Source organism: Luteolibacter ambystomatis (genome assembly GCF_018137965.1).
Classification (GTDB): domain Bacteria; phylum Verrucomicrobiota; class Verrucomicrobiia; order Verrucomicrobiales; family Akkermansiaceae; genus Luteolibacter; species Luteolibacter ambystomatis.
In genome coordinates this window covers 4,850,250-4,873,011 of record NZ_CP073100.1, presented here as the reverse complement: position 1 = coordinate 4,873,011, position 22,762 = coordinate 4,850,250, and the positions used below count along the sequence as shown (strand labels likewise).

17 protein-coding genes are annotated in these 22,762 nt (G+C 63.0%); 8 read left to right on the top strand and 9 right to left on the bottom strand.

Annotation, left to right across the window (positions count from 1 at the left end; translation table 11 throughout):
- Nucleotides 1-6 precede the first annotated feature (6 nt).
- The 6 genes from KBB96_RS19005 to lpxB are packed head-to-tail and all read right to left on the bottom strand — an operon-like array spanning nt 7 to nt 6,790.
- Nucleotides 7-1,353: a cytochrome P450 gene (locus tag KBB96_RS19005; protein WP_211631074.1), complete on the bottom strand. Its 1,347-nt coding sequence runs from the start codon at nt 1,351-1,353 to the stop codon at nt 7-9.
- A complete protein-coding gene (locus KBB96_RS19000) occupies nt 1,350-2,324 on the bottom strand; it encodes an LpxL/LpxP family acyltransferase (RefSeq protein ID WP_211631073.1) in 975 nt (324 codons plus the stop codon). Before KBB96_RS19000 ends, KBB96_RS19005 begins: the two co-directional genes overlap by 4 nt.
- The gene (locus KBB96_RS18995; RefSeq protein WP_211631072.1) at nt 2,321-3,289 is read right to left on the bottom strand and encodes a lysophospholipid acyltransferase family protein; all 969 of its coding nucleotides are present in this window, start codon (nt 3,287-3,289) and stop codon (nt 2,321-2,323) included. Before KBB96_RS18995 ends, KBB96_RS19000 begins: the two co-directional genes overlap by 4 nt.
- A 17-nt stretch (nt 3,290-3,306) precedes the next feature.
- Complete coding sequence (locus KBB96_RS18990) at nt 3,307-4,656, bottom strand: cytochrome P450 (RefSeq protein WP_211631071.1); 1,350 nt, start codon at nt 4,654-4,656, stop codon at nt 3,307-3,309.
- The gene (locus tag KBB96_RS18985; protein ID WP_211631070.1) at nt 4,653-5,597 is read right to left on the bottom strand and encodes a lysophospholipid acyltransferase family protein; all 945 of its coding nucleotides are present in this window, start codon (nt 5,595-5,597) and stop codon (nt 4,653-4,655) included. Before KBB96_RS18985 ends, KBB96_RS18990 begins: the two co-directional genes overlap by 4 nt.
- Before the next feature lie 11 nt (nt 5,598-5,608).
- Nucleotides 5,609-6,790 (bottom strand): lipid-A-disaccharide synthase, encoded by a 1,182-nt coding sequence (lpxB, locus tag KBB96_RS18980; RefSeq protein WP_211631069.1) that lies wholly within the window; start codon nt 6,788-6,790, stop codon nt 5,609-5,611.
- 214 nt (nt 6,791-7,004) lie between these two features.
- Here lpxB and creB point away from each other — a divergent pair, with 214 nt between their 5' ends.
- The 8 genes from creB to KBB96_RS18940 all read left to right on the top strand — a co-directional run bounded on the left by creB (nt 7,005) and on the right by KBB96_RS18940 (nt 19,070).
- On the top strand, nt 7,005-7,715 hold the full coding sequence (gene creB / locus KBB96_RS18975; protein ID WP_211631068.1) for a two-component system response regulator CreB: 711 nt from the start codon (nt 7,005-7,007) through the stop codon (nt 7,713-7,715).
- A gap of 57 nt (nt 7,716-7,772) precedes the next feature.
- Nucleotides 7,773-9,209, top strand: a complete 1,437-nt coding sequence (gene creC, locus KBB96_RS18970) for a two-component system sensor histidine kinase CreC (RefSeq protein WP_211631067.1) — start codon at nt 7,773-7,775, stop codon at nt 9,207-9,209.
- A 154-nt stretch (nt 9,210-9,363) separates the two neighbouring features.
- Nucleotides 9,364-12,504: a DUF1553 domain-containing protein gene (locus KBB96_RS18965; RefSeq protein WP_211631066.1), complete on the top strand. Its 3,141-nt coding sequence runs from the start codon at nt 9,364-9,366 to the stop codon at nt 12,502-12,504.
- 2 nt (nt 12,505-12,506) lie between these two features.
- Entirely contained in the window at nt 12,507-13,925 is a 1,419-nt protein-coding gene (locus KBB96_RS18960) for a DUF1501 domain-containing protein (RefSeq protein ID WP_211631065.1), read from the top strand.
- A 98-nt stretch (nt 13,926-14,023) separates the two neighbouring features.
- On the top strand, nt 14,024-16,030 hold the full coding sequence (locus KBB96_RS18955; RefSeq protein ID WP_211631064.1) for a VIT domain-containing protein: 2,007 nt from the start codon (nt 14,024-14,026) through the stop codon (nt 16,028-16,030).
- A 35-nt stretch (nt 16,031-16,065) separates the two neighbouring features.
- Nucleotides 16,066-17,409 carry an exosortase/archaeosortase family protein gene (locus KBB96_RS18950; protein ID WP_211631063.1) on the top strand — a complete coding sequence of 448 codons (1,344 nt, stop codon included), beginning with the start codon at nt 16,066-16,068 and terminating at the stop codon, nt 17,407-17,409.
- 24 nt (nt 17,410-17,433) lie between these two features.
- Complete coding sequence (locus KBB96_RS18945; RefSeq protein WP_211631062.1) at nt 17,434-18,243, top strand: hypothetical protein; 810 nt, start codon at nt 17,434-17,436, stop codon at nt 18,241-18,243.
- Nucleotides 18,244-18,251: 8 nt separating this feature from the next.
- Nucleotides 18,252-19,070: a hypothetical protein gene (locus KBB96_RS18940; RefSeq protein WP_211631061.1), complete on the top strand. Its 819-nt coding sequence runs from the start codon at nt 18,252-18,254 to the stop codon at nt 19,068-19,070.
- A 91-nt stretch (nt 19,071-19,161) separates the two neighbouring features.
- Here KBB96_RS18940 and KBB96_RS18935 read toward each other — a convergent pair whose 3' ends face one another.
- From KBB96_RS18935 to KBB96_RS18925, 3 genes are read right to left on the bottom strand one after another with little or no spacing between them, the layout of a single operon-like run.
- Nucleotides 19,162-20,097 (bottom strand): ABC transporter permease, encoded by a 936-nt coding sequence (locus tag KBB96_RS18935; RefSeq protein WP_211631060.1) that lies wholly within the window; start codon nt 20,095-20,097, stop codon nt 19,162-19,164.
- A 22-nt stretch (nt 20,098-20,119) separates the two neighbouring features.
- Nucleotides 20,120-21,640 (bottom strand): sugar ABC transporter ATP-binding protein, encoded by a 1,521-nt coding sequence (locus KBB96_RS18930; protein ID WP_211631059.1) that lies wholly within the window; start codon nt 21,638-21,640, stop codon nt 20,120-20,122.
- 53 nt (nt 21,641-21,693) lie between these two features.
- Complete coding sequence (locus KBB96_RS18925) at nt 21,694-22,668, bottom strand: ABC transporter substrate-binding protein (RefSeq protein WP_211631058.1); 975 nt, start codon at nt 22,666-22,668, stop codon at nt 21,694-21,696.
- Nucleotides 22,669-22,762 lie beyond the last annotated feature (94 nt).

The following is a 22,762-nucleotide window of genomic DNA, read 5'->3' as shown; positions in this document are numbered from 1 at the left end:
ACACTATCAGGAGCGTTTCCGGACGATCATGGGAAGCCCCTTCCGCGGCCGCAGGGTCACGAGGGTTTCCTTTCCAACGCGACCGCTCCGCGCCATCTCAAAGCGGAAGCGGCGGCCGATGAGCACGACCGCGATCATCGCCTCCAGCTTGGCGAAGCCCTCGCCGATACAATAGCGCGGCCCCATCCCGAAGGGATAGTAGGCGAACTTCGGGATCGCTTCCTTGTTCCCGGCTTCGAAGCGCTCCGGCCGGAATGCTTCCGGGTCAGGGAACCAGTCCGGATTACGATGAGAGACGTACTGGAGCATCAGGAACTCGTCCTTCGGCTTCACCTCCATGCCGGATGGCAGACGGTCCTCGCCCACCGCCCGCCGCGCCAGCGTCCATGCCGGCGGATAGAGGCGCATCGACTCTGCCAGCACCGCGCTGGTGTAGGCGAGGCGACCGACATCCTCAATGGCGGGCACCCGGTCTCCGAGCACCTCATTCCATTCAGCGGCCATCTTCCCGTGAACGTCGGGATGCTTCGAGAGCAGGTGCCAGGTCCAGTTGAGATGATTCGCCACCGTCTCATGACCGGCGAGGATGATGGTCACCACCTCATCACGCACCAGCTTGTCCGGCATCGGGGAGCCATCCTCATAGCGCGCGGACAATAGCATCGAGAGCAGGTCGTTCGGCCACTGTTCCTGCGGCAGTGCCTTGCGATCGGAGATGATCTTCGTCATCGCCGCATCGATGATGGCGATGGATTCATCGTAACGACGGTGGATACCGCCGGTGATCCATGACGGCAGCGGCGGCAGCAGTTGTATACGGGTTACGAGTTTCATCGCACGCCCGAACTCGTTCCCCAGTTCACGGCCTTCGTGATAGAGATCGATGCTGAACAACGACAGGCCGACGATGGAGATGGTGAGATGCATCATCTCCTCCGCCATGTCGAGGTGGTCGCCATCCTTCCAATTCGCGATGTGGCGTTCCGTCGCGCCGGCCATCATCTCGCCGAATCCGGCGATGGACGACTTGTGGAAGATCGGCTGCATCATCTTCCGCTCCTTGCCATGAAGCGGTTCCTCGCTGCTGACGAGCCCCTGGCCCAACAGTTTCTCCCCCACGGTCAAGCTGCCGGTCTTGTGATAGTTCAGTGGATTGCTGACGAGCAAATGCTTCACGTCCGCTGGATCACGGATCACAAAGGTCGGCACCGCCATGGGCAGCGAATAGAGATGGCCATGACGCGACGCGAGTTCGACGAGATAGTCGACGAAGTTGAGTTTGTGCCGGAGGACATTGCCGACAAAGGCGGCGATGCCGGGTCCGGGTGCGCGCCGTTGGGTGGACTGGGTCATGCGGAATGCGATTGGGAGGAGGAAAACACGGGATCCGCAGGAATCTCGGAGCGCGCCTTCAAATGACCGTGGCCAAGCAACCACCACTGCTGCGGATTCCGCGAGAGTTGGTCGGCGAGGCGCTTCCGGAAATACTCCAACACCAGACCGGGTGCGGAATATCCGGTCCCCTTGCCTGCCTGGATCGCGGGCAGGAAGCGGATGTTGGACCGCCCTTGTTCATCGTGCCAGGTATCCACCCACACGACGGGCACCTGATGACGCACCGCCATCACCCCCGGGCCGGTATCCACCGGAAACACGCCATGATTCCCCACCGGCATCCAGATGCTGCGGTCGGAGCGCGAGGCGAAGTCGAAGGAGAGATAGAAGATGCCTTTCTGACGGAAGGCGGCCTTCGCCCCTTCGTAAGCTCCCATGCGCACGAAGGTCAGCGCGCAGTGGAGTTCACGTGCGACCTGTTCCAGATAACGGACGATGGCATTCGGCAAATGCTGCGTGAGCACCGAGGAAACCGGATGCCCCAGCGAGGCCGCCACCGCGGGAGCATGCCACCACGTTCCCGCATGTGCGGAAACCATCAGCACGCCCTTGTCCTGAGCCAATGCTTCCACGAGATGTTCTTCTCCCGAAACCACCGCCTGCGAGAGCACACCTTCCGGACCCGCTCCTTGCAGCTTGGCGATGTGGACATGGAGGCGGCTCAGATACTCGAAGCGGCCCGCATGAATTTCCTCCGCAAGCGCGGGATCATTGGCCAGCGGCACATTCCGCCGCGCGAAGACTTCCTCCGCGTGAATGAAGAGCTTGCTGAACTTCCGTGCGCGGACGATGGCCCGGTCATCCGGCAGGCTCCTCAACCAAGCGAACGTCGAGGTGTAAACCCACCCGAAGAAATGCCGTGCGGCCATCTCAAGCCTGCCGGGCACTGGCTCGCCGGCGCGTCCATTCGGCTTGATGGGTTCGGTCATGATTCGGAAGAAGGAAAAGGGGAAAGGCGGACGACGTCCCACGGCCACCACTGATCGGGATGCTGCCGGACGGAATTCAACATCTGGCCCAGCGCGGATCGAAGCAATTCTTCAGCCGCCTTTTGCAACCGCAGCTCCGGAGGCGGCAGTGGCACCCGCGTGATCTCCAGGCGGTGGCGGTTTTCACCCGTCCGATGGGAGGTCACCATCAACACCGGCACGCGGTGGCGCAAAGCCAACAGGGCGGGACCGATGTGCGCGTCCATCAGCCGTCCGCCAAAAGGCAATGCAACGTTGTGTTTCTCCTCCACCGGAAAATCGATGAACATCCCGAAGAAACCGTTCCGCGCCAGCACCCGGGCCATCTTTGCCGGCAGTTCCTCACCGAGCAACACGCGCTCCACATCCACGCTGCGGAACATCCGCTGGATGAGATTCTCCAACCGGTCAAGGCGGTACATGCCCTTCGAGTCCGCGTAGTTGATCGCATTGCCCGCGATGGCCAGATCATACCCACGGGGCCCCAGCGCACCGACGACCGTCGCAGGATTACCGAGATGGTTGAGAAACAACACCGCTCCCCTGCCCTCGCTCCGGACTTCATCGAGGATTTCACAACCACCGACTTCGATCCGCTCCAACATCTCCGCGCGCGGCATCCAGCTCAGGTCGATGGGCTCCAGCACACAGCGCCCGAGATGATCGACATGGGATTCCCAGAAATTTTCCCGCGCATCCGCCGACTCGAATTCACCGAGCACCTGGGTCACGTGATCCATCACGCGCTCCTTGAGATGATGGCGGGCGGCCAAACCGAGCCGCTTCGAGACCCGCCCGTACATCCAACGCCGCGGCATCCAGCGCAGCAGATGAAACAGCACGATCACCAGCCAGCAGGCTGCTGAAATCCGCCACGGCGGATCCGGCACCCCTGCTGGCATCCGGCTTTCAGGCTTCTGCGACATGCGGAAACGAACCGGGGTCAGCGGGCGTTGCGGACGATCATGGGCAGGCCCTTGCGCGGACGCAGGGCGATCAGGGTTTCCGGCCGCACCTCGCCCGACCGCGCCATTTCAAAGCGGAAGCGACGCCCCATCTTCACCAGCAACAGCAGCGCTTCCAAACGGGCGAAACCCTCGCCGATGCAAAAGCGCGGCCCGAGCCCGAAGGGATAGTACACATACTTCGGGATGGAATCCTTGTTCTCCGCCGAGAAGCGTTCGGGAATGAACTTCTCCGGTTCCGGGAAATACGCCGGATTCCGGTGCGAGACGTACTGCATAATTAGTAGTTCGTCGCCCGCCTTCAGCTCCAGCCCGCTGGGCAGCTTCTCCGGGGCAACGACGCGACGCGCCAACGTCCACGCCGGTGGATAAAGGCGCATGGATTCCGCCAGCACCATCAGCGTGTAGGGCAGGCGTCCCATGTGCTCCATGGAAGGTTCTTCACCTCCCAGCACCTCGTCCCATTCCTTGAGCAGCTTGTCATGCACCTCGGGGTGGCGGGCCAGCAGGTACCACGTCCAGTTGAGATGATTCGCCACCGTCTCATGACCGGCGAGGATGATGGTCACCACCTCGTCCCGCACCAGCTTGTCCGGCATCGGCGAGCCATCCTCGTAGCGGGATGCGAGGATCATGCTGAGCAGGTCGTGAGGCCACTCGCTTTCCGGCAGCTTGCGTCGGTCGGAGATGATCTTTGCCATCGCCTCGTCGATCTTCGAGATGCTGTCGTCAAGCTTGCGCTGGAGCGAGCCCATCGCCCACTTCGGCAGGAAAGGCATGAGCTGGATGCGCGTGACCAGATTCAGCGCGCGGTTGAATTCCATGCCCAGCTCGCGGCCTTCGCGATAGAGGTCCACGTTGAAGAGCGACAGCCCCACGATGGTGATGGTGAGGTGCATCATCTCCAGCGACATGTCGATGGAGTCGCCGTCCTTCCAATCCCGGGTGTGGGACGCGGTGGACTCCAGCATCATCTCCGTGAACTTCGAGATCGATGCCTTGTGAAACATCGGCTGCATCGTCCGGCGCTGCTTGCCGTGCAACGGCTCCTCGCTGCTCACCAGTCCTTGGCCGATCACCTTCTCACCCACCGTCAGGCCACCGGTCTTGTGGTAGTTCAGCGGGTTGGAGACGAGGATGTGTTTGATGTCATCCGGATTGCGGAGGATATAGGTCGGCACCTCCAGCGGCAGGACGAAGGTGTCACCGTGTTTTTCCGCCTCCTCCGTGAGAGCCTCCACGAAACGGAAGCCGGAACGGAAGAAATGCTTCAGAAGGTCCAGGCGCGAGGGCCCCGGGGTGCGGGCAGGGGTCTGGGTGGCGCTCATATCGGGGCGGATTGCTCGTTTGAGAGACAGGAAGCAGGAGGGTTTTCAAGACAAACCTCGTCCCACGGCCACCACTGATCGGGATGAACGCGGAGGGTTTCGACCATGGAATCAAAAGCATTTCCCACCAGTTCGGCCGCAGCCGGGCGCAATGGCGCGGGATTGGGCCGGGCAAGGGGTTTCACCACCACCTCATGCCGGTTCGGGCCGGTCCGTGTGCTGGTGACGCTGAAAACGGGCGATCCCTGCCGCAGAGCCAGCAATCCAGGGCCGAGGTTCACGCTCGCACCGGTCCGGCCGAAGGGGAGGATGACATTGTGTTTCAGCACCACCGGAAAATCGATGAAGATGCCGAAGAGTCCGTTGCGCTTGAGAATCTCCGCCATGCGGGCGGGCATGCGGTCCCCCAGCAGCACGCGTTCCACCCGCCCGCGCTTGAACAACCGCGCGACCATGTCTTCCACGGCGATCACCGGATTGCCCGCGATGGCCACGTCGTAGCCACGGAGACCGAAGGCCGCGACCAACGAGCCGGGATTCCCCATGTGATCGAGGAACAGCACCGCGCCCTTTCCCTCCGCCAAAGCTTGTTGAAGGAGATCTTCACCGGAAATCGTGATGTTCGCCACCAGCTCCTCATCGGTGGACCAGTACATCTGGAACGGCTCGAACACGCAGCGGCCGATGTGTTCCAAATGAAGCCGCCAAACGCGCTCCCGCCCACCCTCCGACTCGAACGGCCCCAGCACCTGCTCCATCCGCGACAGGATCTTGTCCTTGTGACTATGCCGCATGAAAACGGCAACGGGATGGCCGAGTCTCGCCAACCAGCGGTCGGGAAGCCAGCGGGCCAGGAAGAAATTGGTCCGCACCACCAGCCTCGCGAGCTGGATGAGGCACGCGGTGATGACTCCTATCAGCAGCCGGCGGGAGCGGGACACGGCGCGGCTCCTCAGGCGGATTTCAGTTGGCAGGGCACGCCCACGGGTACCGCTTCGTGCTCGGCAGTGAGATGCACCAGCGCCCACGCCGCGCGCTCGATGGCGCCATGACCACCCAACACCGCAGGAATGCGGGCCAGATTCCGGCGCATTTCCGCAGCACGAGCAGGATCATCCAGCAGGGCGGATGCTTCGGAGACGATCGAATCGACGGTGAAATTTTCCTGCAGCAGTTCCGGCACCACGGACTCGTCCAGCAGGATGTTCGGCATCGCCACGAAGCGGCTCTTCACCAGCAGCTTCGCCGCCCAGAAGGTCAACTTGCGGACCTTGTAGAAGGCCACCATCGGCACGCCTGCGAGGGCGGTTTCCAGCGTGGCGGTACCGGAGGCCACCAGTGCCAGACGGCACTTCGAAACCACACGCTCGGACCAGCCGGGGCGCAGCTCGATGGCGTGGGTCATGTCCGCAGCTTCGATCATGCGCAGCAGCGGCGCGCGGAGGTGCTGGGCTGCGACCGGAAGCAGGAATTTCATTCCCGGATTCTTTTTCCGCAGTTGTTTGGCGGAGGCAATGAGAGTGGGCGCGTGGCTTTCGATCTCCTGCACCCGGCTGCCCGGCATGAGAGCCACCGGGCGGCGATCCTCTCCACCCTCGTTGCAGGGTTCTTCCGACTTCTCGACCAGATCCAGCAAGGGATGACCGAACCACTCGGCGCGGGCACCACATTCGCGGAAAATCTCCAGCTCCTTCGGGAAGGCTGGGATCACCAGCGAGGCTTGCCGGGCGATCCGGCGGGCACGCCAGCGGCCCCAGAACCAAACCTGCGGCACGAAATAGTGGACGAAAGGAATCCGCTCGCGCTGGAGCACGGCGACCAGGCGCTCATTGAAAGCCTCGCCATCGACCAGCACCACCAGATCGGGGCGCTCGGTCTTGAGCAGTTCCGCCAGTTTGGCCCGGGCGCGGCGCATTTCCGGGAGAAATCGCAGCGATTCCTGAATGCCCACGTAGCCCCAGCCCGCGGTGTCGCAGCGGATTTCCACCCCAGCGGACCGCATGTGATCACCACCGTAGCCGACGAGTTCCACTCCGGGGTGGATGCGCTGGAGCGTCCGCGCCAGTTGGGCCGCCTGAAAATCGCCGCTCACCTCACCGGCGGACAGGAACATTTTCAGCGGACGTGCTCCCATGGAGTGCTGCATCACCGGTTTTCTGGCTCGGTTCGAGGTCCGAAGCTCCCGAATCCGGCAGGCGGATGGTGGATCAGGGAAAATACGCAGCGGCTCACTCGGGTGACACTACCGGACCGGACCGCAAGGGATCAAGCCCTCACGCGCCTCGTTAGGCAGGTCGAATTCGTCCATTCTTCATTGGCATTTCACGGAAGGAGGTTGGAATAACCTCATGCCCCGCGTCCTCCTTGTCGAAGATGAACCGGCGATCGCCGACACTCTCGTCTATGCCCTTGAAACAGAACGACTGGAGGTCACGCACGCGCTGACCGGCAGCGAGGCGCTCGATGCCTTCGCGGAAAAAAAGCACGACTTCGTGATCCTCGATATCGGCCTGCCGGACATCACCGGCCTCGATGTGTGCCGGAAATTGCGCGAAAGCAGCACGGTCCCGATCCTCTTCCTGACCGCGCGCGACGGGGAAATCGACCGCATCCTCGGCTTGGAACTCGGCGGGGACGACTATGTGACCAAGCCTTTCTCTCCCCGCGAGATCGTCGCCCGTGTCCGGGCGATCCTCCGCCGCGCCGGTGGAAACGGTGAAACAACCGCCCCGTCCGGCACCGCGCCCACGGTTGCCGCTCCCGCCACCGCCCTGCATCACGACACCTCGGCGATGCGCATCCACTGCCACGGCAAGGCGCTCGATCTCACCGCCCATGAGTACAAGCTGCTGCTGGTGCTCCTCTCCCACCCGGGACGCGTGTTCACCCGCGACCAACTCCTCGACCGTGCCTGGGAAGATCCGGGCGCCGTCACCGACCGTACCGTGGACGCCCACGTGAAGTCCATCCGCTCGAAACTCCGCGCCGCCCGGATCGGGGCCGAGGACTATATCCAAACCCGCCGCGGCCTCGGTTACCTGCTTTCCTTCACGGCATGAACCACGGCTGCGGATGTTCTTTCCGGATTTTGAATTTGCACCTTAGGATTTGAGCCAGTGCGTTTCACCCGGGTCACCCTCTTCTTCATCGGCTTCATCATGGTGCTGGGGTTCTACCAGCTCGCCACCTACTTCCTGTCCGGAGTCGAGCCCCAGACGTTCCAAGCCACCGAGGAAGTGATGGTGGACTCCGCGCACCTGCTCGCGGAGCTGGTGGAAAATGAAATGGAGCACGGCAAGCTCGACACCGACCACCTCCGCGAGGTGTTCGATGGCGCGCATGAGCGGACGTTCGTCGCAACCATCTTCGAGCACACGAAGCACAACGTTGGAACGAACGTCTATCTCACCGATGCCCTGGGCAGGGTCATCTTCGACTCGGAAGGCGGGAAGCGCGAAGGTCAGGACTATTCCAAGCGCCGGGACGTCGCACTCACCTTGCGAGGAGAGTACGGAGCCCGCAGCAGCCGCAACGATCAGGCCGACTCCAACTCCTCGATCCTCTATGTGGCCGCTCCGGTGGGTGATCCCGCGCATCCCTCCGGTGTGCTGACGGTTTTCAAGCCCCAGGCCGACGCGCTCCCGATGATCAAGGAGCGCAAGCAGGTGATCTACCGCGCCTTCATCCTGATCGGCGGCGGCACCCTGTTTCTGATCACCGTGGTATTCCTCTGGCTCTACCGCCCCATCGGCAAGATCACGGAGTATGCCCGCGCGATCGAACGCGGCGAGCGCCCGAAGCGGCCGAAGATCGGCATCGGCCGCGAGGTCAATACCCTGTCCCACGCGTTGGAATCGATGAGGGAAGCACTGGAAGGACGCGCCTACGTCGAGCACTACATCCAGACCCTGACCCACGAGATGAAAAGTCCGCTGGCCGCCATCCGTGGTGCGGCAGAGCTGCTGGACGAAGACATGCCCGCGGAAACCCGCCATCGCTTCCTCGAAAACATCCGTGCCGAATCCGCCCGCACCGAGCGGCTCATCAACCGCCTGCTGGAACTCTCCGCCATCGAAAGCAAGGTACGGCTTGATTCCGCCGAAACGCTCGACCTCAACCAGGTGGTGGCCCAAGCCATCGACCAGGCGAAGCCGCTGGCGGAACTCGCCGGTGTCCGGCTCGATTGGTCGCCTCCGGAAGAAGCCATTCCCGTGCGCGGCGATGCCTTCATCCTGCGCGCCGCGGTCACCAACCTGCTGGAGAATGCCATCGACTTCTCGCCCGATGAATCGGTGGTGAAGATCAACACCACCATTTCCGATCATCGGGTCTCCCTTACGATCCGCGATCACGGCCCCGGTATCCCCGACTATGCCCAGGAACGGATCTTCGACCGTTTCTACTCCCTGCGCCATCATACGATGGGTCGGAAGGGGACCGGCCTGGGCCTGACGCTGGTCCGGGAGGCCGCAGAGCTGCACGGGGGGCTGATCACACTGGAGCCTGCCGAAGAGGGAGGCACCACCGCCACGTTCAGCCTGCCCCTCGTCTGAACCCCACAAATGCGTCAGCTTGATAGTCCGGGCGATGTCCCGGCGTTGAATGCTACGCCGCATTTTGTCTCCGATCGTCGTGTTTGAAATCCGCTCATGCGGACAACCGAACGCCTCCGAATTCACGATGGGATACAAAGGCGGCCTTCCTGTCATGCCCAGATCCTTCCATCCCATCGCGCTCGCACCCGGCCTCCTCGCCGGTGCGATGCTTGCGGATGCCGCCGAGCCGGTGCCCACCTACAACAAGGATATCCGGCCGATCTTTTCCGACAAGTGCATCCAGTGCCATGGCCCGGATTCCGCGGGAAGGAAGGGGGATCTGCGGCTCGACAGACGCGAAGATGCGCTCGCCGCAAAAGCTTTCGTGCCTGGCAACCCAGCCGCAAGTCATCTGATCCAGCGTATCCATGAGAAGGACCCGAAGGAGGTCATGCCTCCGCCGGAATCGCCACGCCAACTCAACGATCACGAGCGTGATCTGCTCGCCCGCTGGATCGCCGGAGGTGCGGTCTATGAGAAGCACTGGTCCTTTTCACCGCTGCCCGCCTCGATTGCGGTTCCCACTCCGAAAGACGCCGCCTGGCCAAAGGAGGATCTCGACCGCTTCATCGCCGCCCGTCTCGACCAGGAAAGCCTCACGCCATCCACGCCTGCGTCTCCGGAGCGTTGGCTGCGGCGCGTGACTTTCGACCTCACGGGTCTGCCGGTGACACGTGCGGAACTCGATGCCTTCCTCGCCGACAAGGAGAACGGAGCGAGAGAGCGGGCCGTGGAACGATTGCTGGCCTCCCCCCACTACGGAGAGAAGATGGCCGTCGATTGGCTGGATGTCGCGCGCTATGCGGACTCCTATGGCTATCAGTCCGACCTCGATACCAATGCCTGGCCCTATCGCGATTGGGTCATCGATGCGCTCAACCGCAATCTTTCCTGGGACCAGTTCATCACCTGGCAGCTCGCGGGCGACCTGCTGCCGAGCCCCACCCGCGAGCAACGCATTGCCACCACCTTCAACCGCGTCCACCGCAAGACCCAGGAGGGCGGCAGCGTGGAAGAGGAATTCCGGCAGGAAGGTGTCTCGGATCGTGTCCACACCGTCGGCACGGCTTTCCTCGGCCTCACGATGGAGTGTACCCGCTGCCACGATCACAAGTACGACCCGCTCACCCAGCACGACTACTATTCGCTTGGGGCGTTCTTCAACTCGATCGACGAGTGGGGCCTCCTTCATGGCAATGGCTCGATCCAGCCGAATCCCTCGCTGCTGCTCACCACCGTCACGCAGGACAACGCCATTGCCGCCCAAACCGCCGCGATCACGCAGGCGGAAGCGGCTCTCGCAAAACAGCGTGCGGAAAAGGAAGCCGCGTTCCAGGCATGGCTCGCCGCACCTTCCGGCCCCACTGTGGATCTCATGGTCTCCTGTGATCTGGATGCCTTGGATCGGAACAATCTCGACAACACCGCCGATCCGAAGAAACCCGCGACCACCGATCCCAAGAACAAGCTGGTGCCGGGCCATCGCGGCCAGGCGTTGTCCTTCACTGGCGATGATCCGCTGAACCTCGGCAACCCCGGTATCACCAACCGCGAGGACCCCGTTTCGATGGCCTTCTGGTTGAAGCCCGGACCCGTCTCGAAGCGTCAGGTCGTCTTCCACAACTGCGCCGGCTATGATCCCGGCTACAATGGTTTCGAGCTGCTGCTGGAAGACGGCAGATTGCGCTGGCAGGTTTCCCGCGAATGGCCGGGTAACTGCATTTCCGTGCGGTCGCAACCGATCGTTCCTTCCGGGCAATGGACTCATGTGGTGGTGACCTACGATGGTTCCTCCCGCGCCGCCGGATTGAAGGTTTTCCTCAATGGCCAGGCCGCTCCGCTGGACACCGTGCGCGATCATCTCTCGAAGAACAGCGGCAGTGGCAGCGGCTTCGCCTTCGGCGAGCGCGTCCGCGATTCCGGACTGCGCGATGGTGCCGTCGATGACATCCGCCTCTACAAGCGCGCCATCACCCCCTTTGAAGTGGAAGCTCTTGCCGAGGACAAGTCGCTCTCCGATCAGATCGCCGGACAACCCAAGGATGATGCAGGGCTGGCCAAGCTCCGCGACTTCTATTTCTCCGCCATTGATCCGGATCTGCGCAAAGCCACGGCCGATCTTGAAGGTCTCCGCAGCGCGCTCCGCAAGACCCTCGACGGCGTGAAGGAACTCCCCGTCATGGAGGAAATGAAAGAGGCGCGCCCGGCCTACATTCTTTCCCGCGGAACCTACGATGCACCGCAAGGTGATGCTCTCCCGCGTGAAACTCCCGCGGCCCTGCCACCGATGTCCGCCGATCTTCCGCGCAACCGCCTCGGCCTCGCGCGCTGGCTCACACAGCCGGATCATCCGCTGACCGCCCGCGTGCAGGTGAACCGTGTGTGGCAGCACTTCTTCGGACGCGGTCTGGTCGCGACTTCGGAAAACTTCGGCGCGCAGGGCGAACTGCCTTCGCACCCCGAACTGCTCGACTGGCTCGCGCGCGATTTCATCGCCCACGGCTGGGACATGAAACGCCTTTGCCGCCAGATCGTGCTCAGCGCCACCTACAGCCAGGATTCGAAAACATCACGTCCCCTCCGCGAGCGCGATCCCTCGAACGTGCTGCTCGCCCGCGGCCCGGCCAAGCGCCTGCCTGCCGAAGAACTCCGCGATCAGGCCCTCGCGCTTTCCGGCCTCATGCAGGCCACCATCGGCGGCCCCTCGGTGAAGCCCTATCTGCCCGATGCCGCCACCTGGCGCGCGCTCAACAACTTCCTCCCGGAATACAAACGCGACGCCGCGCCCGCGATCTACCGCCGCAGCCTCTACACCTTCTGGCGCCGCACCGCCCCCCCACCCGGCATGCTCGCGTTCGATTCACCCGGCCGTGAGGTGTGCGTGGTCAAACGCCAGCAGACGAACACGCCGTTGCAACCGCTGGTGATGCTCAATGATCCGCAGTTCGTGGAAGCCTCCCGCGCGCTCGCCATCCGCATGATGAAGGAAGGCGGCGGCGATCCCGCCGCGCGTGCCGCATGGGTCTTCCGTGAAACGCTCGACCGGCAACCGGACGCCCGGGAAAGCAAGCTGCTGGACGAGCTCTATGCCTCCCAGCTCGAAACCTTCCAAGCCGACCCGAAGCAGGCGGAAGCCTATCTCAAGGTCGGTGATCTCAAAGCTCCCGCGGACCTGCCTGCTCCCGAACTCGCCGCATCCGCCGCGCTGGCGAACGCCGTGCTCAATCTGGACGAAGCCATCACCCTCCGCTGACCATGGCCGATCCCTTCTTCATCACCCGCCGTCATTTCTTCTCGCGCATGTCCGCAGGCCTCGGCGGCCTCGCGCTCGGATCATTGCTCGGCAACCGCGCGCTTGGAGAGAACGTGTCGCCACTTCTCCCCGGCTACGCACCGAAGGCGAAACGCGTGATCTATCTCTTCATGAGCGGCGGCCCCGCGCAGCATGACCTTTGGGATGACAAGCCACTCCTGCGCGAACGCAACGGTGAAGGCCTCCCCGATTCCGTGCGCGGCAACCAGCGCCTCACCGGTATGAGCGGAAGCCAGGCGATCCTCCCGCTCGCTGGCTCCCACTTCAAATTCAAGCCGATGGGGAAGAACGGCACCATGGTCAGCGAACTGCTGCCGCACACCGGCGCCATGATCGATGACATCTGTCTGGTGAAGTCGATGTTCACCGAGGCCATCAACCACGATCCGGCGATGACATTCTTCCAGACCGGCTCCCAGATTGCCGGCCGGCCTAGCATGGGCTCGTGGATCCACTACGGCCTCGGCAGCATGAATGAGAACCTGCCCGCGTTCGTGGTGCTGGTGACCAAGAAGATGACCGATCAACCGCTCTACGCCCGCCTCTGGGGCAGTGGATTCCTCGACTCACGCTATCAGGGCGTACGCTTCTCGCCCGGCCAGGACGCGGTGTTCTACCTCACCAATCCCGATGGCATCTGCGGCAGCGGCAGGCGCGCGCTGCTCGACAAGCTCGGCGACCTCAACCGCGCTTCGTTCGAAAAGGAACTCGATCCCGAGATCGAATCGCGCATCGCCCAATACGAGATGGCCTATCGTATGCAAACCAGCGTGCCGGAGGCCACCACCATCGCGAACGAGTCGCAATCGGTGCTCGATCTCTACGGACCGGATGTGGCGCAGGCCGGCTCCTTCGCCGCGAATTGCCTGCAGGCGCGCCGCCTCGCCGAGCGCGGCGTGCGCTTCATCCAGCTCTACCATCCCGGCTGGGACAGCCACGCCAACCTGCCGAGACAGTTGCCCGGCCTCGCCAAGGAAATCGACCAGCCCTGCGCGGGCCTGTTGAGGGATCTCAAACAACGCGGCATGCTCGAGGACACGCTGGTGGTATGGGGCGGCGAGTTCGGCCGCACCGCCTATTCACAAGGCGTTCTCACTGCCAGCAACTACGGCCGCGACCATCACCCCCGGTGCTTCTCGCTGTGGATGGCGGGCGGCGGCATCAAGCCTGGCATCATCCACGGAGCGACCGATGACTTCGGCTACAACATCACGGAGAATCCCGTGCATGTACACGATCTCCACGCCACCATCCTCAACCAGCTCGGGCTCGATCATACCAAGCTGACATTCTTCCACCAAGGCCGCCATTTCCGACTGACCGATGTGGCGGGCAAGGTGGTGAAGGATATCCTCGTCTAACCACCACGTTCACACGGGTTTCACGAAGCTTTCACCGGAGCCGGACCAGCGTTTCACACACGGACCTCTTCATCGCGTCGTCCACACAGACGACCGCCATGAAAGTCCTGCTCCGCCTGATCTATTTCGCCGCCGTATTCGGTTTCCTCGCCGCCGCGTCTCCCGGCGAGACCACCGCCGCACCGTACTTCCACGCCACTACGGCAAGCGGCGAGAAGTCCGGCGGCAACCTGCCGTTGAAATCGAGCACGGCGGATGTGTGGATCGACGGCACCATCGCACGCATCTCGCTGGAACAAGTCTATGCCAACACCGGCGACAAGCCGATGGAGGCCATCTACGTCTTCCCCGCCTCCACCCGCGCCGCCGTCCATGGCATGACGCTGGCTACCGGCGGACGTACGATCACCGCACGCATCAAGGAGAAGACCGCGGCGAAGACCGAATACGAGCAGGCGAAGTCGCAGAAGAGGACCGCCGCGCTGTTGGAGGAGCAGCGACCGAACGTCTTCCAAATGTCCGTGGCGAACATTCTGCCCGGGGATGACATCCACGTCACCGTCCAGTGGTCGGAAAGCATTCCCGCCACCGATGGCACCTACGAGTTCGTCTTTCCCACGGTGGTCGGCCCGCGTTACGGTCATCAGATGGGCGGGGCCACGGAAACGTGGTCCGCCAATCCGCATCTGGAGGAAGGCAAGCCCTCGCCCGCAGGCTTCCAGCTCGCGGTCAATCTCTCCACCGCGCTGCCTCTGGCGGAAGTGAAGTGTACCAGCCATCCGGTGAACGTGGACTTCCAATCGAAGAGCACGGCCGCCGTGAAGCTGGTGACAAAGACCGGGGAAGAAGCTGCCAACCGCGATTTCATCCTGCGCTGGAAGCTCGGCCAGGATCGCGTGGACGCAGGCCTGCTGCTGCACAAGGGTGAAAAGGAAAACCACTTCCTGCTCCAGGTGGAACCGCCGAAACGCGTCACACCCGACCTCATCCCACTGCGCGACTATGTCTTCGTCCTCGATATCTCGGGATCGATGCAGGGCTTCCCGCTGCAAACCGCAAAGGATCTGCTCACCCAGCTCACCTCGGTGCTGCGGCCCGACGATACGTTCAACATCGTGACCTTTTCCGGCGGCAGCGAGGTGCTTTCGCTCAGTCCGGTGGCCAACACGCCGGCGATGGTCGAGCAGGCCCGGAACTTCATCACCAAACAGCAATCGGGAGGTGGCACCGAACTCGGCCAGGCACTGGACCGCGCCTTCGCACTGCCGGGGAGCGAAGGTCGCTCTCGTTCGATCGTGGTGATGACCGATGGCTTTGTGGGATTCGAGCGCGAGGTCTTCACCAGCATCCGCTCCCGTCTCGGACAAGCGAACCTGTTTTCCGTCGGCATCGGTTCGTCGGTGAACCGCCACTTGATCGAAGGCATGGCCCGCGCCGGACAAGGCGAGCCGTTCGTGATCACCCAGCCCTCCGAGGTGAATGGAACCGTCACCCGCTTCCGCGATCTAATCGCCAGCCCGGTGCTGGCCAAGATCCGCGTGGAAGCCGAAGGTGTGGAACTCAGCGGCATCGAACCCTCGCCGTATCCCGATCTCTTCGCCAACCGCCCGCTGGTGATCGCCGGTCGTTGGAGCGGAGAAGCAAAGGGCCGCATTATCATCCGCGGCATCGCGGGACACGGCGAAGTATTCGAGAAATCCGTCGATCTTGCGGAAGCCACCGCCAGCGGCACCGATCACCCCGCGCTGCCGGTATTGTGGGCGCGTGAACGTGTGCGCCATCTGGAGGATGAACTGGTGCCAACCTCGGATCGTAGCATTCCCGTCGCGAGCCCCGAGAGCATCCGCGAAGTCACCGCGCTGGGTCTCACCTACCAACTGCTCACGCCCTACACCTCATTCGTGGCGGTGGATGAAACGCCACGCGGATTCGACGGACTGGCCCAGACCGTGAAGCAACCGCTGCCGCTTCCCGCAGGTGTCTCGAACAGCGCGATTGGCACCACGCCAAAGCCCATCGTGGTCAACGGCTCCGTCCCCGAGCCGGACGCCATTGGTTTGATCTCATTGCTGGTCACCCTGCTGGCCCTTCAACGCCGCCGCTGAATCTTATGAACGCCTTGGTTTCCCTGCCACCGGCCATGATCACGGAAGGTCATACCGCGCCAGCGCCGGACAAGCCATCGCGCGGTTGGCTCACCGTGTGGCTGATTGCCGCCTCGCTGCTGCCGGTAATCGTCTGGTTCATCCGGCGGCTGGACGATGGCAGCGATGAACCGCTCGGCCTTGCCGCGCTCGGCTTGGCCCTGTTACTGGCATGGCGCGACCGCCGTTCGATCCGCCCCACCCCCCTCTCGCGTGGCGGCGGCGCATTGTTGTTGCTGGCCAGCGCATTGGCCACGCCGTGGCTTCCACCGCTGTTGCGCGCCGCGACCGCAGTCGCCGGAGTCGCTCTTTTCTACGGCATGCATCGTAGGCCTGGCATCACCGCGCTGTTGATGCTGTCCCTGCCGGTCATCGCCTCGCTGCAATTCTGGGCCGGGTATCCGCTGCGGGCGCTGTCCGCCGCGGGCGTGGTGGAGATCCTGCATCTCAGTGGCGTGACGGCCTCCCGCGCGGGAACCGGAATCCTCACCGACGGGCAAACGATCAATGTCGATCCCGCGTGCAGCGGCATCCGCATGCTGTGGCATATCCTCGCGGCCGGAGCCGCTCTCTCCGCCTTTCACCGGCTGTCCATCGACCGTTCGATAGCACTGCTGGCAATGGCCGCCATGCTCGCGATTCCCGCGAACATGCTGCGGGCGCTCCTGTTGGTGGCGGAAACCTGCGGCAAGCTCCCTTCCGCCGGAATCTTCCATGAAGGCGCGGGACTCCTCTGCACCTCCATGGTGCTCGGCGTGATGTGGTGGTTCGCGGCAAGAAGCCGTGGCGCGGTTTCTTCATCCGCACCAGTCCTTCCCATCCATCGTCATGACGTGGTGGTGCTGGTGTTCGCCGCCATGGCCGGGCCGTGGTTGTCGATCCTCTCTCATCGCGACATTTCGCCCGCACCGCTTTCCAGCCCGCCTGCGGTCTTTTCCTTCGCGGGAGTGACGCTTCCGCTGCAACCGCTGCCTGCCACGCCGGTGGAAGAAGCTTTCGCCAATGGGTTTCCGGGCACACTCGGCAGCTTCACCTGGAGCGACCGGCAGGTGATCCTGCGTCGCGTCACCAAGGCGACCCGCCGCCTTCATCCTTCGCGGGACTGCCTGCGTGCCGCCGGGTTTCTCACCACGGATGCCATCGTGGAGGAACACGGCGATGGCAGCCGTTGGTCGCGTTTCAATGCAAGCCGTCCGGGGCAGGACCTCACCATCCGCGAGCGGATCGTGAGCGAAGCCAATGGCCAAACGTGGACCGACGTTTCGCCGTGGTTCTGGTCCGCTCTTTTTCATCCGCTCAACAGCCCCTGGCGCGCTGAAACCGTGATCGAAGATCGGTGAGGCATTCTCCGAATCTTCACGCAAATGCCACGGAGTACGAATGAAGCCTTCACCACGCTCCGTTTCATTGAAGCCGTGACCCTGCGTTCGTTTCTCCAACCCGACGCTTCCTGGCTTGATGAGCCGGGCTCGCGGCGCGTGTGGCAGACGGCGATGGTCACGGTGATCGGCCTCGCTTTCTATGGCTTCACCGTCGGCTGGTGGCGCTCGCCGCTGATGGCGGGATACGTGGCGGTGAAGATGCCGCTGCTGGTGGCGCTCACGCTGGGATGCAATGGACTGCTCAATGGCCTGCTAGCCCTGCTGCTCGGCACCGGCCTGGGCATCCGGCAATCGTTTCTGGCTCTCCTCATGGCCACGGCCGTGTCCGCACTGATTCTCGGATCGCTGGCGCCGGTGACGTTCTTCCTCGCGTGGAACGCACCCGTGCCGGGGACTCCGGAAGCGGACACGGCCTACGCCGCGTATCAGGTCATCCACACCTTCCTGATCGGCTTCGCGGGCGTGGTGGCGAACTCCCACCTCTACCGGCTGCTCGCAGCCCGTGCGCCCACACGCGCCGCCGCCCGCGCCACGCTCATCGCCTGGCTGGCGGGCAATGGCTTTCTCGGCGCCCAGTTCTCGTGGGTGTTGCGCCCGTTCTTCGGACTGCCCGGGATGGAGGTTGAATTCCTGCGGCCACAGCCACTGAAGGGAAATTTCTACGAAACGATCTGGGGTTCCCTCGTCCACATCGCCGGCGATGGATTCACCGCCGGCATTTGGCTGACGCTCGCGATCATCGTGATCGGCGTACCGGTTTTCTCCGCCTTCCGCACCCAACCCTCCAACTGACCACCACCATGGAAACGCCTGAAATTCCACCCGCTCCCGAGCCCGCCACTCCGCCGCCGCTGGATGCACCGCTGCCGGACAAGCTCGATCTCCGCACGCTTTTCGAAGCATTGCTGCGCCGTCCGTATGAACTCGTCCACCGCCTCGCCAAACCCGGCCATGGGGCCACGGGCCGCTTTGCCGGGATCATGCTGGTGTCGTTCCTGCTCTTCGGCGTGGTCATCGGCTGCTTCCACAAGCATGAGCAACTCTGGGCCGCGCCGCTGAAGATCACCGCGGGTGTGGCTATCGCCGCTGCGATTTGTTTCCCCAGCCTCTATATCTTCTCCACGCTGGCGGGTGGCAGACTTTCGGTCCAGCAGCTCGCCGCCAGCTTCGCGGGAGCGCTTGCCCTCGCGGGACTCCTGTTGCTCGGCTTCGCACCGGCCGTGTGGATCTTCGCCGAATCGACCGACTCATATGGCTTCGTCGGCGCGCTCGGTATCGGAGCATGGCTGGTGGCCTTGCTCTTCGGACTGCGCTTTCTCAAGACCGCCGTGTTTTCCACCGGCGCGAACCGCAAGGGACCGCTCGTCATCTGGAGCGGAGTCTTCGCACTGGTCACGCTGCAGATGACCACCTCGCTGCGACCGATCCTCGGTCACTCGGACAAGTTCCTGACGCAGGAGAAAAAGTTCTTCCTCGGCCATTGGGGCGATTGGATCGGCGAAAGCCAGAAGCCCGTCACGACGACTGCCACGCCAGGCACGGCGGAAAGCACCCCCGCGAAGGACGCGCCCACCGATGCATCGTCCCATCGCAATCCCTTCAACGGGCCGGCGAAATGAACCCGCTCTCGTCCCATCCGAGGAGGCCGAAATCTCCCCGATCCGCGCCGGACGACTATGACGCCTGGCGGGAGGAATTGCTGAGATGACTTCAGGCCGCCGTGCGGTGGCGCAGGCGGTCGATGATCACGGCGATGACAATGATGGCGCCGGTGATGATCTCCGTCCAAGGTGTCGGGATGCCACGCAGCACGCAACCGGTGCGGATGGTGGTCATCAGCAGCGCGCCGATCAAGGCACCGAGCACCGATCCCTCACCACCAGACAAGCTGGCACCACCGATCACCACCGCGGCGATCACATCGAGCTCCAGGCCCATCGCCGTGGTCGGATCGCCTTGCGAGGACTTCGCCACGTTCATCATCGCGGCAAGGCCGGCCATCGCACCACCGATGGTGTAAACGAGCAGTTTCACCTTTGGCACATTCACGCCACAGAGCGTGGCGGTGTTTTCATTCGAGCCGACGGCGAACACATAGCGGCCGAAGCGGGTGTAGCGGAGGATCACGGTGAACAACACCACAAGCCCGATCATCATCCACACGCCGTAGGGCAGACCCTTGCCACCCATCCATGCCTTGTAAACGGTAACATCGAAAGGAAGGTTCACCGGAGAGCCGTGGGAATACACCTTCGCACCGCCGCGGAAGATCTGCATCGTGCCAAGCGTGACAATGAAGGGCAGCAGCTTGAGGCCCACCGTGAGGCTGCCATTGAACAAACCACAGAGTGCGCCGAAGCCGATCGTCGCCGCAAACACCGCCACCGGTGGATAGCCTTTCGTGATCAAAGTCGCCGCGACCACGCAGGCGAATGCGATGATCGATCCCACCGAGAGGTCGATGCCTCCGGAAATGATGATGAGCGTCATCCCGATGGCGGCAGTGGCCACGATCACGGTCTGGGTCAGCACGCTCAGCATGACATCGGACGAGAACATGACCGGCCTCATCGCCCCGAAGATGGAGTAGATGACGATCAGAGCCAGGAACGGGCCGAGAAGAGTGAAGACGGAACGGAGAGACATGGAATGAGTGGGGAATGCGGATTCAACCGGGAAGGTCATCGGCTTTGCCGGTGGCGACGCGCATGACGTCCTCCGGCTTCAGATTGGCCACCGGCACGGCACGGGTCAGGCGGCCCTGGCTCATGACCGCGATGCGGTCGCAGGTGCCGAACAGCTCCGGCAGGTAGCTGGAAATCATGATCACGGACCGTGGGCGCACCGGATCGGTGACGATCTCATTGATGGCCTCGTAGATCTTCGCCTTCGCCGCGATGTCGATGCCGCGCGTCGGCTCATCGAGAAGCAGCACGTCGACATCATGCTCGAGCAACCGCGCGAAGGCGGCTTTCTGCTGGTTTCCACCGGAGAGAGCGCCAATCTTCTGCGACGGTCCCTGACACTTGATACCGAGACGCTCGATCCATTTCTTCGAAGCGGCGTTCTGCCTCGACGGGATCACGCTGCCCGCCGAGCCGAACCGCTCCAGACAGGTCATTGTGATGTTATCGGCGATGGAAAGATTCAATGCGAGGCCCTCTTCCTTGCGGTTCTCGCTGAGCATGCCCATGCCCTGTCCCCAACGCTTGCGGGGGTTGGCGGCGCCAGAGGCGCCGGCCATCACCACTTCACCGGAACGGATCGGATCAAGGCCGAACAACGCGCGCACAAACTCGGTGCGGCCGGAGCCGACGAGACCCGCGATGCCCACGACCTCACCACGGCGGAGTTCCAATCCAGCCGAGACCGGCTTCTTGTTTCCGGCGAGGCCCTGCACCTTCAGGAGCGTATCGCCGGGCGTGCGCGGCGTGCGCGGATAGAGGTCCTCCACGTCGCGGCCCACCATGAGCGACACGATTTCATCCGGCGATGAAGTGGCCACATCACGGGTGCCCACCACGGAGCCGTCACGCAGGACCGTGAGGCGGCTGGCGAGGCGTTTCACTTCCTCCAGGAAGTGGGAGATGTAGATGATGGAGATGCCTTGGTCGCGGAGCTTGTCGATGAGTTGGAACAGGCGCTCGATGTCCTTCTGGGCAAGCGATGAGGTCGGCTCGTCGAACACCAGCAGCTTGCAGCCCATTGCAAGCGAGCGGCCGATTTCGATCAACTGCTGGGCGGACACGGAGAGATCCCCCGCGCGCATGTCCGGACGGAGATCCGGATGGTCGAAGCGGGCCAGCGCTTCCAAGGCCTTGGCTCGCATCGTGCGGCGGTCCACGAAAGGACCGAGCACGGGCTCCATGCCGAGCACGATGTTCTCCTCCACCGTCAGGTGGGGAGCCACCGAAAGCTCCTGATAGATCATCCCCACTCCACGCGCGCGCGCCTCAAGCGGATTACGCGGAGAGTATGGCTGGCCATCGAGAAGCATCTCACCCTCGTCCGGCGAGTGCGCGCCGGACAGCACCTTCATCAGGGTGGACTTCCCCGCGCCATTCTCGCCGACAAGGGCATGAACCTCACCCGGCAGCACCTCCAGATCCACCCGCCCGAGCGCGATGGTGGAACCAAAGGTCTTGCGGATGCCACGCATCAGCAGACGCGGATGGGACTCGTTCGACATCGGGCGACGATGGATGAATGCCGGGGATTCGACCAGATCCGAAAGGGGATCAATCAGGGCACCTGGGTCTTGATCAGGGCGGCCACCTTCTCATCGGAAAGGTTCTCCGGAGTCACCAGCGTCGCGCCGGTGTCGATCAGCGGCTTGACCGCTTCATTACGGAGCTTGGCCACGGCGGTCTTCACACTGAGGTAGCCCATGTTGACGGGGTCCTGCAGGATGGTGCCGTTCATCTCGCCCTTCTTGAGCGCATCCAAGAAGGTGGCATCGCAGTCAAAGCCGACGAACTTCACCTTGCCCGCGACGTTCTTGCCACGCAGCGCCTGGAGCATCCCGAAGGTGTTGGTCTGGTTCGAACAGAAGATGCCCTGGATCGAGAGGGCATCCCCTTCCGCGAAGCGGGTGAGGATATTGGTGGCGGTGTCCTGTGCGGTGCTGGCCGTAGCTCCGGAGAACTGCTCCGAGCTGACCACCTCAATATTTGGGAATTTCTTGATTTCCTCCAAGAATCCCTTTTCACGGTCCTCGGTGGAAGCGCTGCCCTGCATGTAGCGGAGCACCGCGACCTTGCCCTTGCCGCCGAGCACCTCGGAGAGGCGGCGTGCGGCGATGCGGCCGCCCTCGACATTGTCCGTGGCCACGTAGCTGGTGATGAAGGAGGCGCTGTCCGCGAGACTGGAGTCGATGATGACCACCGGTTTGCCGGAGTCCGCCACTTCCTTGGACGCGTCACGAAGCGCGGTGGCATCCAGCGGGGCGAGGACGATGGCTTCGTTCTGAAGGGCTTGGTTGCGAACCAAGTCAATCTGCTGGGAGCGGTCGTCTTCCTTCTGCGGCCCGATGAAGGTCATCTCGATGCCCAGCTCGTCCGCAGCCTTCTTGGCACCGGCTTCAACCGACTTCCAATAGATGTGGGTGGTGCCTTTCGGGATCACCGCCACGCGGGTTTTTCCGGAGGAGCCGGAGGGCTTGCACGCCACCAGACCGGCCAAGGCCATCAGGGTCACAATGAGGGAAACCTTCTTCATGGATTTGGGAAAATTTGGAAATCGGGGTTTAAGACCGCTTTTTCAGCGCGAGACATCAAGCAAAATCATCGGTAGGAGCTTGGGTGATGAGTTG